Below are 19973 nucleotides of genomic sequence, written 5' to 3' on the forward strand. Positions count from 1 at the left end.
CGCGACTTAGCCACAGTGAACTTTCAACTTGAAGGAGTAGAGACATGAGCGCAGTACCCAAGAACACAGGCAACAAAAAACTGGGCCTGAAAGAGAAATACGGCATGATGACCCGCGGACTTGGCTGGGACACTACCTACCAGGCCATGGACGATGTATTTCCTTACGACCAGTTCGAAGGCATCAAAATCCATGACTGGGACAAGTGGGAAGACCCCTTCCGCCTGACCATGGACGCGTACTGGAAATTCCAGGGCGAGAAAGAGAAAAAACTCTACGCCATCATCGACGCCTTTGCACAAAACAACGGCCAGTTCAATGTGACGGATGCTCGCTACATCAACACATTGAAGTTATTCCTCACAGGTGTATCACCACTGGAATATGCAGCGCACCGTGGCTATGCCCACGTGGGTCGTTCTTTCCGTGGAGTTAGTGCACGAATCGCATCGCAGATGCAGGCAATTGATGAATTGCGCCATGCACAAACGCAGGTACACACCATCAGCCACTACAACAAATTTTTCAATGGCTTGCACGACTTCCGCCACATGCACGATCGTGTCTGGTACCTCAGCGTGCCCAAAAGCTATTTCGAAGATGCCCAATCTGCAGGGCCATTCGAGTTCATTACAGCCATCTCGTTTTCCTTCGAGTATGTATTGACCAACCTGTTGTTTATGCCATTCATGAGCGGTGCTGCCTACAACGGCGACATGGCCACGGTTACTTTCGGCTTTTCCGCCCAATCAGATGAATCACGCCACATGACTCTTGGTCTTGAAGTGGTCAAGTTCATGTTGGAACAAGACCCAGGCAACAAAGACATCGTTCAAAAGTGGATCGACAAATGGTTCTGGCGCGGTTACCGCCTGCTGGCCTTGGTGTCGATGATGATGGACTACATGCTGCCCAAACGCGTGATGAGCTGGCAGGAAGCATGGGAAACCTATTTCGAGAAAAACGGTGGCGCCCTGTTCGAAGACTTGAGCCGCTACGGCATCCGCATGCCCAAGTACCACGAAGTGGCCACAGCAGAGAAAAGCCGCTTGAGCCATGAAGTGTGGGCCACCTTCTACAACTACAGCCATGCTGCAGCTTTCCACACCTGGGTTCCTGAAGAAAGCGAACTAAAGTGGTTGAGCGAGAAGTACCCCGACACTTTCGACAAGCACTATCGTCCACGCTTCGAACATTGGGACGCCCTTCAAAAAGAAGGCAAACGCTGGAGCAATCCTGGCCTGCCGATGTTGTGCCAGTTGTGCCAGGTGCCGACAATTTTCACGGAACCCGATGACCCCACAACCACCTGCCTGCGGGAAACAACCTACCACGGTATGAAGTACCACTTTTGCTCGGATGGCTGTAAAGACATTTTCGAGAACGAGCCCGAGAAGTACGTTCAAAGCTGGCTGCCTGTGCATCAAATCTTCCAGGGTAATTGTGGTGGCGAAGGATTGGATAACGTTCTGAAGTACTACAACCTTGTGCCTGGCCAGGACAACGGCGAGTACATGGGCAGTCAGGACCAGATGAACTGGGAGCAATGGACAGGGCGCGACCACAAAGACGCACCGGCGGCCTGACAACAACTAGGAGGAGAACAACATGGCACTCGTTTCATTGCAGCCGGGCTACACCGGCGTGGTACGCGATCTTGAAGAGAACTTTCACGGCAACCGCTTGTTGTTCGTGAACTGGGAACACCACCTGATGTTTTGTGCACCCATGGCCTTGCCACTACCACCCGCCATGCCCTTCGGGGCATTGGTGAATGAGGTACTGCCTTCGCTATACGGAAGTCACCCCGACTTTGCAAAAATTGATTGGAGTACCGTTCAGTGGACACACGGGCGTGAAAACTTCACCCCCGACTTGGGCAAATCGCTGGATGAAAACGGTTTGACGCACAAGTCGGTGTTGCGCTTCACCACCCCCGGCTTGACAGGCCTGTCTGGTTCGGGCGCGTAAGCGCAAAGGGGAACCCGCAATGAGCTATCAACTCACCATCGAACCGATTGGTCAAACAATCGACATCGAGGAAGGGCAAACCGTGCTGGACGCCTGCCTTCGTGCAGGTGTTTGGCTACCCCACGCCTGTGGTCATGGCCTGTGCGCCACTTGCAAGGTACAAGTGGTGGAAGGTGAATTCGAACATGGGGAAGCCTCGCCGTTTGCGCTGATGGACTTTGAACGCGATGAACGAAAAATTCTGGCGTGCTGCGCAACCGTTGAATGCGACACCGTGATTGAAGCTGAGGTGGACGAAGATCCCGATGCCCAATTCATTGGTCTTCAGGACTTCGCCGGGCGTGTGGTAAAAGCCGACATGCTCACACCCACCATTCGCGGTATCTGGCTTGAAGTCGATGAGCCAGTGCACTTTCAAGCCGGGCAGTACGTCATGCTGAAAGTACCAGGCGTGCAAGGCGAACGTGCATTTTCAATCGGCAATGCCCCAGGCACAAACCTGGTTGAATTGCATATTAGAAAAGTACCAGGCGGCGCGGCTACCACCTGGCTGCATGACGAACTAAAGATGGGCGACACACTGGAATTCACCGCCCCGCTGGGTCGGTTTTTCACCCGCAAATCTGCCAATCTACCCATGATTTTTCTGGCTGGTGGTTCAGGTCTTTCCAGTCCGAAAGCCATGATTGAAGAACTGTTCAATGACGGCTGCACACTACCCATCACTCTGGTGCAAGGCGCTCGCAATGAGGCTGAACTTTACTACCACAACTACTTCTCGGAGCTGGCGGCCAAACATCCCAACTTCACCTACATTCCAGCTCTCTCGGATACAGATGTGAGCGCAAGTTGGACCGGTGCAAAAGGTTTTGTTCACGAGGCATTGAAAGCGCACTTCAACAATGATTTTCGGGGCCACAAGGCTTACATGTGCGGCCCACCACCCATGATTGAAGCGTGTATCTCCACGCTAATGCAAGGTCAATTATTCGAACGAGACATTTACACCGAACGGTTCCTGACCTCGGCCGATGCAGAGGGATTGGCCAAGAAAAGTCCGCTGTTTAAACACGTGTGATGGAGGGCCGCACACATGCACCGCGTGGCCATTCAAAACACCAAGGAAGAGTACACCTGCAGCTCAGAAGACAACCTGCTGAAAGGCATGGAGCAACTGAACCGCAAAGGCATCCCGGTGGGGTGCCGTGGAGGTGGATGCGGCGTATGCCGTGTCCGGATTGAATCGGGCAAATATCGCACCCTGAAAATGAGTCGACAGCATGTTACTGCTGAAGAACAAGCCCAGGGTGTGGTGCTGGCCTGCAGATGTTTTCCGCTGACCGACCTTGAACTGTCGGCAATCGGAAAAATGGAAAAGTGCATTGCAAAGCATTTCGCCAAGCAACCCATGCACACATAGCTATAAAACCATAGGGATAAGGAGATCAACATGGCAATGACAGGCGTATTAAGGCCAAGCCACGTGGCGCTTCGGGTGCTGGATTTGGAACCAGCCGTGAAGCACTACACCGATGTGCTGGGCCTGCTTGAAACCGGGCGCGACAAGCAAGGTCGCGTGTACCTGAAAGCATGGGATGAACACGATCACCACAGTGTGGTGCTGCGTGAGGCTGACGCGGCCGGTATGGACTATATGGGCTGGCGCGTGGACAGCATTCAAACTCTGAAAGACTTGTCCAAAAAGGTTGAAGAAAGTGGCCTTGCCACCGACTGCTGCTGGATACCTGCTGGCGAGCATCTGGAAACTGGTGAGCGCTTCCGCTTCACTACAACCACTGGCCACACGATGGAATTGCTGGCCGAGAAAAATAAAGTGGGTAACTGCCTGCCACTGGTGAACCCTGACCCCTGGCCAGATGACCTGAAGGGCATGGGCCCCTCCCGCTTTGACCATTGCCTGCTGTACGGCGATGATCTGGATGGCGTGGTGAAACTGTTCACCGAAGTGCTTGGCTTCGACATCACTGAACAAGTGGTGGCTGAAGACAACCACGACTTCCGCATCAGTGTATTCTTGAGTTGTTCCACCAAACCGCACGATGTGGCCTTCATTCGGCAGCCCATGAAAGGGGCGTTTCACCATGCCTCGTTTATTCTGGACAACTGGGGCGAGGTACTGAAAGCTGCGGATATTATTTCCAAGAAGAAAGTGTCACTCGACCTTGGGCCCACACGCCATGGTATCACCCGTGGTGAAACGATTTACTTCTTCGACCCCTCGGGCAACCGCAACGAGGTGTTTGCGGGAGGTTACATTCACTACCCGGACAAGCCAATAATTACGTGGACAAGCGACGACCTTGGCCGGGCGATTTTCTACCACGACAGAAAGCTCAACGAGAACTTTTTGGGCGTATTCACCTAAGCAACAGACTGCTTTCGGTGGGCCGTTCTTGCGGCCTTGAAAAGCCCAAACGGGGTAGTCAACCCGCTTGGGCTTTTTTACATTGTTTGGCTGAAAAACAAGGCATAATCAAAAGAAAAAAGCCAAAGGCACATTGGAGACATGAATACTGTGACCGACCTGCAATCCCTGTTGAAATTCAATCTGCCCTCCGGCCACATCTGGCTGGACGAGCAACGCATGCTATTGATGCATGCCCGCGCACTAGGCGCGCTCCGCAAAGAATTGTTTGAAACCCTGGGCCTAAAACGCGCGCGCGGCCTGCTGATCCGCCTGGGTTTCGCCTCGGGCATTCGGGATGGACAAGTGGCCTTGAAGCACAAACGCCCTGGCGGTTCAGTTGAAGAAGCTTTCATGCTAGGCCCTCAACTGCACACACTGGAAGGCATGGTGCAGGTTGAAAAGCTCAGCATGGAAATTAATTTGCCAACCAAACACTTTTACGGTGAATTTGTCTGGAAGAACTCGTGGGAAGACGAGGCTCACGTGGCCGACTATGGCCAAGGCGATGAGCCAGCCTGTTGGACCATGATTGGCTATGCCTCCGGCTACACCAGTGCCTTCATGGGCAGACTGGTGCTGTTTCGAGAAATGGAATGCATGAGCCAGGGCGATTCACAGTGCCTGATCATCGGCCAAAGTGCAGAAGCCTGGAACGACCCCGAGTACGAGGAATATTTCAAAGCCCAAGCGTTTGCCGAAGAATTGATTGAATACCACATGGGCGCAGAGAAGCTGGACACAGCCCTGGTTCGCCGACGCAGCAATGACGATTTGGTGGGCGTATCTCCTGCCTTTATGAATGCATTCGAATTGCTGCAGCGTGCAGCACAGGGCAGTATTACCGTATTGCTGCTGGGCGAAACCGGCGTTGGCAAGGAAATGTTTGCCCGCTGGTTACACGACAACAGCCCGCGCGCTAAAGGTCCGTTTCTGGCCGTAAACTGCGCGGCCATTCCCCATGAATTGATTGAAGCTGAGTTGTTCGGTGTGGAAAAAGGCGCTTACACGGGTGCACACACCCCGCGCGCAGGCCGCTTCGAACGTGCCGACCACGGCACCCTGTTTCTTGATGAAGTAGGCGACCTGCCCTTGTCAACCCAGGTGAAATTACTGCGCGTGCTACAAACTGGTGAATTCGAAAGGTTGGGCTCTGAACGGGTACAAAAGGTAAATGTACGAATTGTCGCTGCCACCAATGTGGAGCTGCAACAAGCCATACGCGAAAACAAATTCCGTATTGATTTGTACTACAGGCTGAACACCTTCCCCATCAAAATTCCGCCGCTGCGCGAACGCCAAGCCGATATTTCGCCACTGATCAACCGCTTCATGACCAAGTACTGCGCAAGCTATAACAAGAAGTTGCAAGGGCTGACCGACAAAGCCATGCAAGAGATGATGAGCTATGAATGGCCCGGCAATATTCGCGAACTGGAAAACCTGATTGAACGCGCCGTGGTGCTGGCACCCGACGGGGGGTATGTGGAGGCCTGCCACTTGTTTGATGACCGCATCGAGCCCTGCAAAGAAAAATCGCAGCTTAATGCGCAAGGCGAATTGGCACCAGTTGAAACGCGCCCAATTGATGACTTGTGCAACGAAATTTTGACTAAGAATGTGGGACTAGACACCTTGGAACGCCGGCTGATGCAAACCGCATTGAAACAGGCCAAAGGCAACCTGTCTCAAGCTGCACGGGTGTTGGGCATTACCCGTCCTCAACTGGCTTACCGTCTGAAGAAAGAAGGTATTCCGCTGGAATGAGTTGACCAAGGCGAATTGCTTCAAGACGAGATTTCACACCCATTTTCGAAAAAATATTTCGCAAGTGGTATTTCACCGTTGCTCTGCTTACGTAGAGATCTTGCGCAATTTGATCGTTGGTTTTGTACATCAGCAATAACCTCAATACCTCCTGTTCGCGACTCGTCAGCGCATCCAGTATCACGAAGCCTGACTGATTTGCTACCTTGCCATCCATCAATCTCTTGTCGGTGGTCAAAACCTGACTCAAGGAAGAAGGCAGCTTCGAGATTAATCGACTCAGGTAATTCAAGAAATGGTGATGATTAACTGACTGAGGCTTTGACTGAATCCACTGTAAATGGCGACAGATCAGCGAATCCAACGCCTCCCCCTCGTCGAGGAAAACACCCAGGAATTGCCCAGGGGCAGCAAGAGTAAGAGCATTGTGCAAGCTTATATGCGCATGCTCCAAATGTCCCAAGCTTGCTTGACACAAGGAAACCAATGCGTGAAGCTTAATCTGACGTAGCACACGAGACTCCTGTCCGGCCTGCAACAAAGCCTGCTCCGCCAAACCCATTGCCTCTTCCAGCTTTCCTTCATGATAAAGCAAGCGAATCTGACTGATTCTGGCACCATCAATTTCTTCCGAAAAACGTACCCACCCAGCCTTGTCACTCACCTTGGAGTGATTTAGGCGAGCAAAGATAAGTTGCGCATTGGTCAAACTACCATGCAGCAATTCAAACCTTACCCGTTCATGTCCCATCATCACAGCAGCTCTTGGCCAACGCCCCGACAGTGCTAGACGTTCTCCATCGGTCAATATTTTTAGGGCCTTTTCATACTGCCCAATGCGCTGATAGATTCTTGACACAGCCCGGTAACAGATAATCAAGTAATCATGAATGGCGGCATTTTCAATAATTTCCTCAAACTGTTCAAACTGCGCCAACGCTTCATCCAGCGCGTCGCATTCGTAAAGTACCGCGATGTAACTACAAGCCAGGCAAGCTTTGGACACTGATTCTTCCAGGTGTAGCACTGGTTCACGCATCGATGACTCAAGATGTACCAAGGCATCCTGCAGGTGTCCTTGGAACATCAGGCTTAACCCGGATTTGGCCAGCGAATATGCCAGAGTAAAGGTTGCATCAGCTTGCTCGCTTAGCGTTCGGCTGTAGGCAAAACAGGCCAGTGCAGTGTCGAACTGACCTTTTGCCATGGAGATATAACCACGTATGTTGTAAACCGCGCTTAACTCGAAAATCCTGAAACGATGATTCGACGGCTCGTGTAAATCAACCGACATTAAATAATCCATCGCGTTCTCTGGTTCGTCCTGCAATATCGAAATCAAAGCAAGCGCTACCGCCGGATCACCAACCCTCAGATCCTGAAACAGGTTCACCCGCAGGCTGGGTAGCGTTTTCGCCAACTTCTCGTGACGACTCAAAAACATAAATACCCAGGAAAGCTTCACCACCACACCAGGCCTTTTCAACATCTCATCGAGTGGCAAGCGATCAAACCAGTTGTCAACTGTAATCAAATGCCCATCGGGCACCAGGGTTTCCGTCCACTGGTCGAATACATCGACAGCATCCTCAAAAGATCGGGCCGCCACATAATGATGAAGAGCCTCCTCAAGGTGATTATTGTCGCGATACCAATTAGCAGCTCGCAAATGAATCCGGGAGGTTTCTTCTTGCGGGAACCGATAAAACTGCCCCCTCAGGAATCCTGAGAATAATGCGTGGTAGCTAAACCAATCCTCTGCTGACTCCAGTCTTCTAACGAAAAATCCTTCGCGCTCCAACTTGGCCAGCACATCACAGGAATCATTGCGCTCAAGAACAGCATCACACAAATGAGAACTCATAGTGGAAAGAATGGAAGTTCTCAGCAGGAAACTGCGCAAGATCTCATCTTGCTGAGATAACACATGCTCTGCCAGGTAGTCTGTTACGCCCCGAGGATAAAATCTGTTTTGCCGACTAAAAGAACTTCTGAATGCTTCAGACTGAAGCGCAAGCCGATAAAACTGAACCACTGCGGGCCAACCTTCTGTGTCCTTATAAATTGCCTCCACGTCTTGCTGCGACATATCAAGGTCGTTTTCCACCTCAAATACCTTGCGGGTCTCCTCTTTTGAGAACCTCAATTCATCCGCATTGATGATCAGAATATGCTCACCCAACAATAACTTGGATAAATTCAAATCTGGTAAAACGCGGCTTGAAACGAACCACCGAATGCGGTCCGGGGAACTGCGAATCAAATCCTTGATGAACCGAAGTGTAGCCGGGTTGTTGATGGTGTGCAGGTCATCAATAAAAACACCCACAGGCTTGCCCACCGCCAGAAATTGCTCAATCACCCAATCCGTGCTGTTTTCAGCCTCGTGTAAAAACTCCGCCTCGCCTGAATCTGGTGAATTTCTGGACAGTGATTGAAAATATGAATTTAAACGCGACTGAAAGTAACTCATCAGGCGTCGAACTTCATTGTCACTTTCGTCCAGCGAAATCCAGCAAGTAAAGAAATCTTGTTCTCGGCATAGTTGCTCGACTTGAAGCATCAAGCTTGTTTTCCCGTGTCCAGCGGGTGCCTGAAAAATGACTACAGATGCCGGGTCATTGTCACGGAAAATTCGCTGCAACAATGCGCTGCGCTCAATCGCCAGGCGATTGGGCTTGGGCGTGACAATTTTTAGCTCAAATAACCTGCTACGCGGACTTGAATCCACCACACCTGTCTCCTCAATTTTAGATCTTTTGGTTGATTCTAGCCCCTGGGCGGGGAAATAACACCTAGCCACTGTCACTTCCAGACCTAGCCTTGAGGATAAAAAACCATCCTTTTGAACGGGGACAAACCACTTCGCAAACCTTTAATTTGATGAAAACACCAAGAGCCTGGAGAGGGCTCAAAAAATTCAAGCTGATTGGAGGAGATCAAATGAACGCAAGTTCTAAAAGCAAAGTAGATGTAGTGGTGGTAGGTGCCGGTTTCGCAGGCTTGTATGCCTTACACACCTTGCGCAACAAGGGCTATTCCGTGCAGGTATACGAGGCAGGTGCGGGTATTGGCGGTACCTGGTACTGGAACAGGTACCCTGGGGCGCGTTGTGACATTGAAAGCATTGAGTACTCCTACTCTTTTTCAGAGGAGCTTCAACAGGATTGGAACTGGTCGGCGCGCTACGCCACGCAACCCGAAATTCTTGCTTATATGAATCATGTGGCCGACAGATTCGATCTGAGAAAAAACATCCAGTTGGAAACCCGTGTTGTCAGCGCTAAATTCGACGACTCCACTTCCCGCTGGGACATCACAACCAATACTGGCGACAAAGTGAACTGTCAGTTCGTCATCATGGCAACAGGGTCACTGTCCACACCCAAGAAGCTTGATATCGAGGGCATTGACAACTTCAAAGGTGATCAACTCCACACCGCCTACTGGCCAGAAAAAGGCTACGACTTCGCAGGCAAACGCGTGGGTATTATCGGCACTGGCTCTTCGGCAATTCAAGCCATTCCCATCATCGCAAAACAAGCGAAACACCTGACGGTATTCCAACGTACTCCCAACTTCAGTATTCCAGCCTGGAATTACGAACTGAGTGACGAAGAACGTCAGCAATTAAAAGAGAACTATAAGCAGTTGCGCCAGAATGAATGGAAATCTCAAATTGGCATTGTGCGCTTAACCCCCCGAACAGAGAGCGCACTAGAGGTTAGCGAAGAAGAACGCTTGAAAGAATTTGAAGCACGCTGGAATTTTGGTGGCATCAGCTTTTATTCGTCATTTCCTGACCTGCTGATAAACGAAGAGTCCAACAAGCTGGTTGCAGACTTTGTTCGCAATAAAATTCGCCAGAAAATCAACGATCCCAAAGTGGCTGAAATGCTGATACCCAAGGGTTATCCGTTTGGTGCCAAGCGCCTTTGCGCAGACACCAATTATTACGAAACCTACAACCTTCCACATGTGAAGCTGGTGGATGTTAAAGCAACACCGTTTGTGAAATTCACACCGCTGGGTCTACAAACCACCGACGATTTTCACGAACTGGATGTACTGATTACTGCGACTGGATTCGACGCTCTGACTGGCACCCTGAACAATATTGCGATCACCGGCCGCTACGGCGAAGTGTTGAAAGACAAATGGAAAGATGGCCCGAGAACCTACCTGGGCATCATGATTGCGGGTTTCCCCAACATGTTCATGACCACAGGGCCAGGAAGCCCCTCGGTGCTTTTCAACATGGTTCTCGGTAACGAATACCACGTGAACTGGATATCACGCGCAATCGACGATGTGCGTTCGAAAGGTGCTCAAACCATTGAAGCCAAAATCGAGTCTGAAGACGAGTGGAGCACACATGTGACCGAGGTCGGTAACCAGACTTTGTTCCCCAAGGCGAACTCCTGGTATGTCGGCGCTAATGTACCAGGCAAACCTCGCGTCATTCTGCTTTATCTGGGCGGATTCCAAGGTTATTCCCAGCGCTGTGAACAAGAAGTTAAAAACGGCTACACAGGCTGCGTTATTGCCTAAAGGCCACCTACAACAAGAGGAGATATCAATGCCAGTCGATCCACAGGTCGAGCAACTGCTCGCGAACATGGTTGCTCAAGGCATTAAAAGCTTTGAACAAATGAGCGTCGAAGAATGCCGTGCTATTGCGCCCGCATTCATCGAAATGGAAGGTCCAGTAGAGGACGTACACCGGGTCAAGGATTATTCAGTTCTCGTCAAGGATGGCGAGATTCCAGTACGTATCTATCACCCCACTGCGGCTACCAACCCTCCAGTCGTGATGTATTACCACGGCGGCGGCTTTGTCTTTGGTGATCTCGATGTGGTCGACAAGGTGGCACGCTGCATTGCCAAAGGCACAGGTGCAGCAGTGGTATCGGTAGGTTACAGGAAAGCACCTGAATACAAGTTTCCAACTGCACATCAGGATGCCTACGCTGCACTGCTTTGGGTATTCAACAACGCCAGGGATTTGAATGTAGACCAATCTCGAATTGCAGTGATGGGCGACAGCGCAGGCGGCAACATCGCCACTGTAGTTGCCCATATCGCCCGTGACGAGAATGGCCCTGCACTGAAGCATCAAGCTTTGGTGTATCCACTGGTTAATCCAGCAGGTGATTACCCTTCAAAAACCAAATTCAAGGAAGGATACCTGCTGACCAGCGCAGCCTTGGGCTGGTTTGCCGGGCACTACCTGAACAATCCAGGCGAGGAAGTTGAACATCCCTACATGACTCCCCTGAAGGCCAACTTGAATGGCCTCCCCCCGACTACCATCATCACCGCCGAATACGACCCACTTACTGATGAAGGAGAAGACTATGCCTCAGCACTTCGCAAGGCTGGTGTCTGTGTTGACTATTACATGTTTCCCGGCATGGTCCATGGTTTTTTCTGGATGAAGGGAGTGATCAACAAGAGCGGATCAGCTTTCAAACTGGTCAATGAAAAACTAACGGCAGCACTGAACATCTAGACCGATATAACCAAGGAGGAGATAACATGAAGCGAAGAAAAATTGCGATTACCATCGCGTTAATGGGAACAACTTTTGTAAGTTATGCAGCAACCGAAGCCGATGTAGATCAAGCATTCAACCCCTACAAGAATGGTGCTCCCAACATACAAGGACTGACACCCGGTACAGTCATCAACAAAACCAATCTGGCACAGTTTGAAAAGTATATCGACAAGGGCAATGCATTTGCCATCAAAAATGGCTGGTACGAAATCAAAGTTGGAAAACACAGCAACTTCGCACCACATGCCAGCTATATTGCAGAAACCAAGAAGAATCTAAACAAAACAAAGCTGGGGCCGAAACTGGGCGACATTGAAGGCTATGCAGGTGGTTTGCCTTTTCCCGAAGAACCCAAGACGAACGACCCGCGTGCTGGCGAAAAACTGGCCTGGAACTTCAAATACAACTTTGGCGCGGGTGACGGCAGCAAATACGATCCGTTCTTCTACCAGTTCCGCAACATGAACGATGGAAAACTGGAACGCGTAATTAAGTTCAGCTATAACGTTCAGAAACACAAGTTCCGTGTTCGCCAGGAGCCCATTGGCGAGATGCTTCCCAACCCGTCAGAACTCTTCCGAAGCTTCTATATTAAGGTATCTGAGCCTCAAGACGTCAAGGACACACAGCTGTTGATCCAGCGTTACCTTGATGACAACAAACTGGATGACGCTTACCTATACTTGGGTTTTCAGCGTAGAGTTCGTCGACTGGCCACGGGTCAAACAACCGATCCGTTCCTGGGTACCGACCTGATGATCGAGGATTTTGAGGGCTACAACGCTCGGGTTTCAGACACCAACTGGAAGTACAAGGAGACGACCACAGTCCTTCTGCCCATGTACAACCACAATGAGTTGCCTCTGGCCGAAGAAGGCAAGGAATCAGACGGTTACAAATACGTTGCCTCCACGGGACAGGGCAACTGTTTTGTTGATATCACATGGCAACCCCGCAAGGTTTATGTAGTTGAGGGTTCACCAGTGAAGGACAATCACCCGGTTAGCAAGCGAGTGTTCTACATCGATGCACAAACATTCACAATTCCACAAATTAATATTTATGATCGCAAGGGCGAGTTGTGGAAAATCTGGACTATTGGCTTGAGTCACCCAGATCAACACCTGCCCGTCAACAAGGGTACTGGCGTTCCCCTGTTTGATTCATTCAGCATGGTCGACGTACAGAGCAAGCACTGCACAGTGGGCTTGATCCGGGGTGAAGTAAAACAACCTGATCCAAGGCTGTTTACAGTACAGCAAATGCGAGGAGGTACAAACTAAGGTTAATTTGTAACGCCAAAGTCTGTATCTGCTTTTGCCCTGACCTTTCAAATAGGCCAGGGTTTTTTTATGCCCTGCTACTTATCAAACACTCCTCAACCAACTTGGGTTATAAAAAAAACCCCTACCAAGGCAGGGGCTGTAAGCCTCCGGGTGGAGGTGTCTATCCGGGAGACGTTACCGGAATCTGGATAGCACTGGGGTGATCAATTGCCGCCACGCATGTACTGAACACGCATCATTTCGGGAGGAGTCAGTTTGGGATCCACCAAGCCTTTGAACTGACCAGTCGTACAATGCTTGCTTTGCACATCCACCATGCTAAAGCTGTCGTCAATGGCGATACCTGTACCCTTGTTAATTGGATGATGATGATCAGGATGGCTCTTGCCAATTGTCCAACTTTTCCACAACTCATTCTTACGGTCGTACACCAGTGTTCTCGACACGGCAAAGGTTTGAGCATCCACATGCATCACACGTTTGCCGATTGGGTGAGACGAGCTTACAGGCTTTGCCTCGAGGACATGTACCTTACGCAACTGCCAAGTGATATCAGGGAAACACTGGCCCTGACCGCCAAAATTAATGAATTTGAATCCATCAGATTCCTTGAACTCATCGGTGAGTTTCATTTCATTGTGATTATAGAAAGGCATCAAGATATTCTTGGTGCCCTTGAAGGTCCAAGTCATGTCTGAAACCCGACCGTTGTATCCCTCGAAGTCCTCGATCATCAGGTCGGAGCCCAAGAAAGAATCCGTAGTTTGCCCTGTGGCCAATCGACGCACACGACGCTGAAAACCCAGGTACAAGTTGGCTTCGTCCAGCTTCTGATCGTCGTCATAACGTTGAATCAGCAACTGCGTATCTTTCAAGTCCTGCGGTTCTAGCACTTTCACATAAATGGCTCGGAACAAATTGGAAGGGTTGGGAGAAATTTCAGGTGTCGGTGCATGCTGTACACGATGCTTCAAATTTAAAAAATGGAAGTTGTACTTGATCGTACGCTCCAGCTGACCTGTTTCCAGATTTCTGAATTTCCAGTAGAAGGGATAAATAGCCGCGCCATCACCCCAGTTGATACCATACTTGTAGTTCCACGCCAGTTTTTCGCCTGCACGTGGATCTTTCAAGTCAGGCTCCTCCAAAAAAGGCCGACCGCCAGCAAACCCGATCAGGTCACCATTGTTGGCGCCCAACTTGGTTTTACCCAAGTTCTTGCGGCTCGCCTCGACATAATACTTATCCACATCAAAGCTGGTGGTTGAACCAACCTTGATGTCATGCCAACCATTCTTGACCACCATGTACATACCGGGATCAAGCACATCTTTAAACTGTTCGACATTCGCCTTGGAGACCACGCTCCCAGGATTAAGCCCATTGAATTTCGGAACACCGTCTTTGTACGGAAAAAACGAACGTTGCAAATCGGCTTCAGTTGCAGCATATGCTGCACCAGTCATTCCGAAAATCGAGAGTGCCAATGCGAGGTAGCGTGGTTTCACTTTCTTCTCCTTTGAAGGTTGTGTCTTATAGTTTTATTTGATTAAAAGTTGTAACGCATCTGAACAAACAGATCGTCTTCTTTAAATGCCGCACCAATCGGACCAGCGCGGAATCGACCCAAGGGCTCGAATCCACCCAAACCAAATGAACCTGGTGCCGCACCTTGGCCATCTCCTGCATACTGGGTAAATGGCGCATACGGGTTACAAGAACGACAGTCGTCAAATTGGTACTTGGAGTTGTCTGCCACCTTGAAATTGGCGCCAAACACCAGCTTCAAGTTGTCAGTCACCAACCATTCCACTGAAGGTGCGATTGCGGTGGCTTTGGCACGCACGTCGTGCGCCATAATCAGCGTAGGGCTGATCCGATCATTGGCTAGGAAAGCTTTGATCAAAAGCGTTCCGATTGCGTTGGTTTCCCAATCAGGCATACCGGCAAGACCAAGTGGCTTTTGCTCTACTTCATGGTCAAGAATGTGCTGCAAGAACAACTGACCAGAAATCAAGGTAGTACGACGTGGGTTGATCCAGTCGATGAAGGTTGGACGATCCACACCAACCACAGCCCGGAACACGTTGTTCTCCGAATACAGCTGGGGACGAAGCGTGTTGGCAAACTCTTCGCCTTCAGTCATTGCGGCTTCAACGCGAACTGCAGCGCCTGCGGATTCCAGCTGGAAGTCAAGTGAGCCACCGATCAAGTTAACTCGGGGGTAGACGAAGTCAAACGCTATCAGATGCGTATTGGCAGTGGTTTGAGGTGTACCTGTGAAGGGGTTCACAGCGCCAGTTTGAATACCCCGAAGCGACGGTAATTGAGAACGGTAGGTTAATGCATTCACCGAGAAACTCAGGCCTTCTTGGGTAATTCCTTCGTATTTCAAACCGAGCTGTGTATTGTCCAGCTTCCAGTCTGGCAATTCCACATTTCGAATACCAATCTGATTAGGACCAAAGTTAGTTGCGAAGTGTTGGCCCATACCATTTGATGCAAAGTTAGCAACCGTGCCGCCGTTGTCCCACAGGTTTTTCAAACCGCGGAACAAACAACCTGCATCCAGAATTACGTTAGGTTGACCGCACTGACCAAGGTTGTTAGGGCGGAACTGATCGAAATTCCACACCACTTGCAGATTGCGATCCTGCATCGTTTCTGACGGACCAAGGCGCCACTCAGCCTGAGCAATCCACATCGGAATGCGAATGTCTTCGAGCTCGTCGTAAATATTGTTGCGGGAAAAATCAACTGGATTGATCACGTCAAGAACACGGAACAAATCTGTACGACCCCACACTACCTGCTGCTTCCCTACTTTAACAAACAGGTCAGTGCCATCTTTCAATGCAAAAGTATTGGTGGCATACGCCTCTCGAATAAAGTCAAGGCGGCTGTTGAATTCAGGTGCCGCCAGTTCGTTAAATGTCAAATCACCGTAACCGCCAAAGTCGACGCAACCACGGGGATCCACATCACAAGGACGAACAGGCACTCCAAATGCTGCACCGCCATTGGTACCATGCCAGCGGTCTCCACTGACACGTAAACCCTCGTTCGGATTGTTGGGGTAATTATCAACAAACTGGTTATTTGGCAAACCAAACGCGCCGTTCACCGCAGTGAAACCCAGGCCTCCTCCTTGCGGAACTGATCCTCCAATCGCAGTGCTCTCCAGCATGATTGGACCACCCGCAGTTTTGCCAAACTGGTCAGGATTCAGGTGGTAAACACCGTCGTAAGTGCCGCGAAAAATACCGTTAAAACGCCAGCCGTTCTTTCCCGTGCGTTCACCCTCAGCGATCAGTGTGTTGCGAAATTTCGCAATACCAACAGTTTGATCGGTGTTGTCCTTTCCTCGAAATGCGGTGTGGTTCTCATAGAACAAGTCCACCTCGTAATCCTCGCCTTCAAACGTTGCTGCTTTTGCAATGCCTGGTAGTGCACCAAGCAAGGCAGCTGCCAACACCGCTGAACGCAGAGCAGGTTTATGTCTCATCTTTTTCATGTTGTCCCTTCTCCTTTTTTGCTGTTTTACTGCTTGATAATTTTTCAGGCGGCTTTCGCCAGTTTCAAATCAGCGGCTTGTGCCTTTTCTATGTGCACTTCACCCATTACAAACTTCGGTTTGAACACCACACACCACGCGGGCACAAGCAACATGGCGGCGATGGCATTTACAATCAGCATGAAACTCAGCAGCACGGCTGCATCAGACTGGAATCGGAGATCGGACATGAAAATCCACAACACCACGCCAGCAATCAGCGTGGCGGCAGTGAAGCTGACGGCATAGCCTGTGGAGGCCACGGCATTGATCACGGCTTGCTTGATGTTTTTGACACCGTGCATTTCTTCACGAATGCGGTCCATGAAGTACACGGCATAGTCGATGCCCACACCCACACCCACCGCGATCACTGGCACGGTGTTCACACTGATGCCGATACCAAATGCACCCATGTAGGCGTAGGTCATTAGCGTGGCAAACAGCATGGGCATGATCATCAGCCAGCCAGCATGAACCGAGCGGTAATACACCATCACCAGTGTGAAGGCCATGATCATCACTGCAGGAATGATAATCATGTGGTCGGTGTGCAAAGCCTGGTTGGCTGCCGCTGTCACGCCAATAATGCCGCCACCCAGTTCAATGGTCAGTCCGGGTACCTCGGCTTCAGCAATGCGCTTTCCTTCCTCAGCCAAAGCAACAATGCGGTTGATGGTGCTGGCCTTGTGGTCTTTGTAGTAAAAAACCATGTTGGCTTCGTTCTCATCGGGCGTTACAAACTCTTTCAGCGCACCTGGAATCGGACTGGACACCTGATATGCAAACATCAATCCGCCTACTTCGGCCTCGTTGTCGGGCAACTGCGCCCAGCGGGGATCGTCGTTGTGCAATAACCGGTTCACCACACGCACTACCCCTGGGATGGCTTTGGTGCCACCCAGCTCAGGGTCGCTTAGCATGTGTGCCTGAAATTTTTCAATCGCTGCCATCACTTCTGGCCGCTTGATACCACCCTTCTCTGCCGTGCGTGCCAACACATGCAATTCTTCGGAACCTGGGAATAGGTCGTTGATGGCCTTGGTGCCTAGGTTGTAGTCATGATCACGGTTCAGAATTGGCGAGCCAGGCTCAGATTCACCCATCTGTACATCTTTCACGTAATAGAATCCGACGGCAGACAAAGCCACTGTAGCCACCAACACAGTGACAGCGCCATTGAAACGCGCCACGGTTTTGCTTGTGATGCTGCCCAGCGCATCACGAATACCCTGGTTTTCGTTCTTGGTATTTTTGGGTTGGGGAAGAATGGTCAGCGCCAGTGGCACCATGAAGTGCACTGTGAAAATGACCGAGAAGCCCCAGAAGCCGGCTGCGATACCGAGCTTGTAGTTGAACGGTGCAGCACCCAGCACCAGCACGGCAATACCCAAGGCATCCACAATAATGGCCAGTGAACCTGGGCGGAAAAGTGCTTCCAGCGCATTACGTGCAGCCTTCTTTCCATTCTTCACAATGGCCAGTTCTTCGTAATAGCGCACCACCAACTGCACACCATGCGAAGTGGCCCGTGCGGCAATCAAAAACGGAATGGGCAGTGACAGCGGCTCAAGATTAATACCCACCATGGCCATGAAACCCAAACCCCAAATCGATGACAAAGCAATTCCCAACAAAGGCAAGGCAATGCCGTAGAATCGTCGGAAATACACAATCAGCAATAGTGTGAGTAAAGCCAGTGTATAGGCCATGATCGCAACCAACTGGTCTAAGTAGGTGTATACCCAACCGGTGAGCACAGGGTTGCCTGTGGTGTACAAATTGTGTTTGTCATCCGTCAACTCGCTGCGCAGTTGCATCAGCGCACCGAATGTTTTTTCGTAATCAATATCGCCTTCGTTCAGCTGCGCTTTGATCAAGGCGGCCTTCATATCAGGCGACACCAGCAAACCGTAAATAGTGGGATTCGCAGTGACGTCTTTCTGCAACTGCGTCAGTTGGGCTTCACTTAACTCACCGTTATTGCTGTCGTAAAACGTATCGGAAAGAAAGGCACCGGTTTCATCCAGATAAATTTTTCGAGAAGATCTGTGCGTCAGGCTACTCACCAGGTTGTGGTTCACACTGGGCAGGTTGTCCACACCTTGTGTGGCTTTCTCAATCAACTTCAAGGTGTCGTTGTTGAAAATCGTGCCTTCTTTCACCTCCACCGCCATCACCACCATGTTGGCGCCACCGAAGTTTTCTTTCAGTTGGTTGTAGGTTTGGATATAGGGGTGGTTTTGCGGTAACAAGTCCGAGAAATCGGAATACACCTTCAGCTGAGGAATGGCTGCGGCAAAACCCAAGGTGACGAGCATGATCATGCCCAACACAATTTTCGGGTTGGCAAACAACCACTCCTCGGCGCGAATAATTTGTGCGATCAAACGATCGGCGAATGACTTGATCATGATGGGTCCGCCTGACTGGAGTTGGAAATTTGAACAGTGCGAAGCAGGCCGCCCGGGCCGCCCACAACAATAGATTGATCACCTGACACAGCAGCGCCAAGGAAAGACAACACGGGGCGTTCATAGGCCACGCGCACCCATTTATCACCGTCGAGCTTTGCCAGCGTGCCATTGGCACCCACACCATGTGGTACCCCTGCATGCATGAAAAGGCGATACAAAGGTGCCTCCGTGGTGTTCACCAAGCGCGCCCAAGTCACTCCGCCATCCGTGGTTTTCAATACCTGACCAGCCAGGCCACTGGCATAACCAGTAGACGGATCAGTGAACAAAGCGTCGTAGGTGTAGAAATCACCGGCGATCGGTTCACCGCGTTGCCAGGTTTGGCCCCCGTCATCGGTAAACGCCAGCATGCCGAACTCACCAAAAGCAATTCCATGGGTATCACTGGTAAAAGCCAGTGCCGTGAACTGTGCATCTTCATCGAAGCTGACAACGCGCCAGCTCTTGCCCTGGTCAGTGGAGTTGATCAGGTTGGAACCAGAACCGACCACCCACAAACCACTGCTGTGGCACTCTATTGCCACCGGGCTAGAGGGCTTGTCGAATTTGGTAGGCAGCCAATCTTTAAAATCGCCTGATGAGATCCACACCGTGTTGTACACATCCAGCATGGCAGCACTGCCATCGGGGCAAAATGTCGAATCAATGAACGATGCGGTGTCCGATACCTGCTTGCGGCTCCACGTATTACCAGCGTCGGTAGACACAGTCACAACACCGGTTTGCGTACCACCCAACACGGTCGTGCCGGAAGCGCTCAAGGTTTGAATAACCTCAAAACGTTCAACAGTTTTTGGGGGTTGCGCTGAATTGCTGCCAGATTGAACCGTGCTATCAGCACAAGCGTTCAACAACGCAGCACCGACCACTGCAAGCAGTGCCAAGCTAATTGTTGATTTTTTTAGGCGCAAAGGCGCCCCTGAATACTGAATATTCA

14 protein-coding genes are annotated in these 19973 nt (G+C 50.6%); 9 read left to right on the top strand and 5 right to left on the bottom strand.

Annotated features, from left to right (window positions below; all coding sequences use genetic code 11):
* Positions 1-44 precede the first annotated feature (44 nt).
* From P0D43_RS14825 to P0D43_RS14850, 6 genes are all read left to right on the top strand, one after another.
* Positions 45-1586, top strand: coding sequence for an aromatic/alkene/methane monooxygenase hydroxylase/oxygenase subunit alpha (locus P0D43_RS14825; protein ID WP_394672826.1), 1542 nt, complete (start codon positions 45-47; stop codon positions 1584-1586).
* A gap of 22 nt (positions 1587-1608) precedes the next feature.
* Positions 1609-1971, top strand: a complete 363-nt coding sequence (locus P0D43_RS14830; protein WP_394672827.1) for a phenol hydroxylase subunit P4 — start codon at positions 1609-1611, stop codon at positions 1969-1971.
* 19 nt (positions 1972-1990) lie between these two features.
* A complete protein-coding gene (locus P0D43_RS14835; protein WP_394672828.1) occupies positions 1991-3049 on the top strand; it encodes an NADH:ubiquinone reductase (Na(+)-transporting) subunit F in 1059 nt (352 codons plus the stop codon).
* A gap of 15 nt (positions 3050-3064) precedes the next feature.
* Entirely contained in the window at positions 3065-3391 is a 327-nt protein-coding gene (locus tag P0D43_RS14840; RefSeq protein WP_138517591.1) for a 2Fe-2S iron-sulfur cluster-binding protein, read from the top strand.
* A gap of 30 nt (positions 3392-3421) precedes the next feature.
* Positions 3422-4357 (top strand): catechol 2,3-dioxygenase, encoded by a 936-nt coding sequence (locus P0D43_RS14845; protein ID WP_138517590.1) that lies wholly within the window; start codon positions 3422-3424, stop codon positions 4355-4357.
* A 141-nt stretch (positions 4358-4498) separates the two neighbouring features.
* Positions 4499-6163, top strand: coding sequence for a sigma-54-dependent Fis family transcriptional regulator (locus P0D43_RS14850; RefSeq protein ID WP_138517589.1), 1665 nt, complete (start codon positions 4499-4501; stop codon positions 6161-6163).
* On the opposite strand, the gene P0D43_RS14855 is transcribed toward P0D43_RS14850, so the two are convergent.
* The gene (locus P0D43_RS14855) at positions 6108-8894 is read right to left on the bottom strand and encodes a LuxR C-terminal-related transcriptional regulator (protein WP_394672829.1); all 2787 of its coding nucleotides are present in this window, start codon (positions 8892-8894) and stop codon (positions 6108-6110) included. The genes P0D43_RS14850 and P0D43_RS14855 overlap by 56 nt on opposite strands.
* A 212-nt stretch (positions 8895-9106) precedes the next feature.
* Between P0D43_RS14855 and P0D43_RS14860 the strand changes: the two genes are divergently transcribed.
* From P0D43_RS14860 to P0D43_RS14870, 3 genes are read left to right on the top strand one after another with little or no spacing between them, the layout of a single operon-like run.
* The gene (locus tag P0D43_RS14860; RefSeq protein WP_394672830.1) at positions 9107-10714 is read left to right on the top strand and encodes a flavin-containing monooxygenase; all 1608 of its coding nucleotides are present in this window, start codon (positions 9107-9109) and stop codon (positions 10712-10714) included.
* A 28-nt stretch (positions 10715-10742) separates the two neighbouring features.
* A complete protein-coding gene (locus P0D43_RS14865) occupies positions 10743-11675 on the top strand; it encodes an alpha/beta hydrolase (protein ID WP_291772272.1) in 933 nt (310 codons plus the stop codon).
* A gap of 26 nt (positions 11676-11701) precedes the next feature.
* The gene (locus P0D43_RS14870) at positions 11702-13003 is read left to right on the top strand and encodes a DUF1329 domain-containing protein (RefSeq protein ID WP_138517585.1); all 1302 of its coding nucleotides are present in this window, start codon (positions 11702-11704) and stop codon (positions 13001-13003) included.
* A 206-nt stretch (positions 13004-13209) separates the two neighbouring features.
* Here the strand turns inward: P0D43_RS14870 and P0D43_RS14875 are convergent, their stop codons facing one another.
* The 4 genes from P0D43_RS14875 to P0D43_RS14890 are packed head-to-tail and all read right to left on the bottom strand — an operon-like array spanning position 13210 to position 19920.
* Complete coding sequence (locus P0D43_RS14875) at positions 13210-14514, bottom strand: DUF1329 domain-containing protein (RefSeq protein WP_291772277.1); 1305 nt, start codon at positions 14512-14514, stop codon at positions 13210-13212.
* 41 nt (positions 14515-14555) lie between these two features.
* Positions 14556-16520 (bottom strand): DUF1302 family protein, encoded by a 1965-nt coding sequence (locus P0D43_RS14880; protein WP_138517584.1) that lies wholly within the window; start codon positions 16518-16520, stop codon positions 14556-14558.
* Positions 16521-16564: 44 nt separating this feature from the next.
* Positions 16565-18973 carry an RND family transporter gene (locus P0D43_RS14885; protein ID WP_394672831.1) on the bottom strand — a complete coding sequence of 803 codons (2409 nt, stop codon included), beginning with the start codon at positions 18971-18973 and terminating at the stop codon, positions 16565-16567.
* Positions 18970-19920 carry a YCF48-related protein gene (locus P0D43_RS14890; protein ID WP_394672832.1) on the bottom strand — a complete coding sequence of 317 codons (951 nt, stop codon included), beginning with the start codon at positions 19918-19920 and terminating at the stop codon, positions 18970-18972. The genes P0D43_RS14885 and P0D43_RS14890 overlap by 4 nt, the downstream gene beginning before the upstream one ends.
* Between the last annotated feature and the right edge of the window lie 53 nt (positions 19921-19973).

Source organism: Limnobacter sp., from assembly GCF_043511195.1.
Taxonomy (GTDB): domain Bacteria; phylum Pseudomonadota; class Gammaproteobacteria; order Burkholderiales; family Burkholderiaceae_B; genus Limnobacter.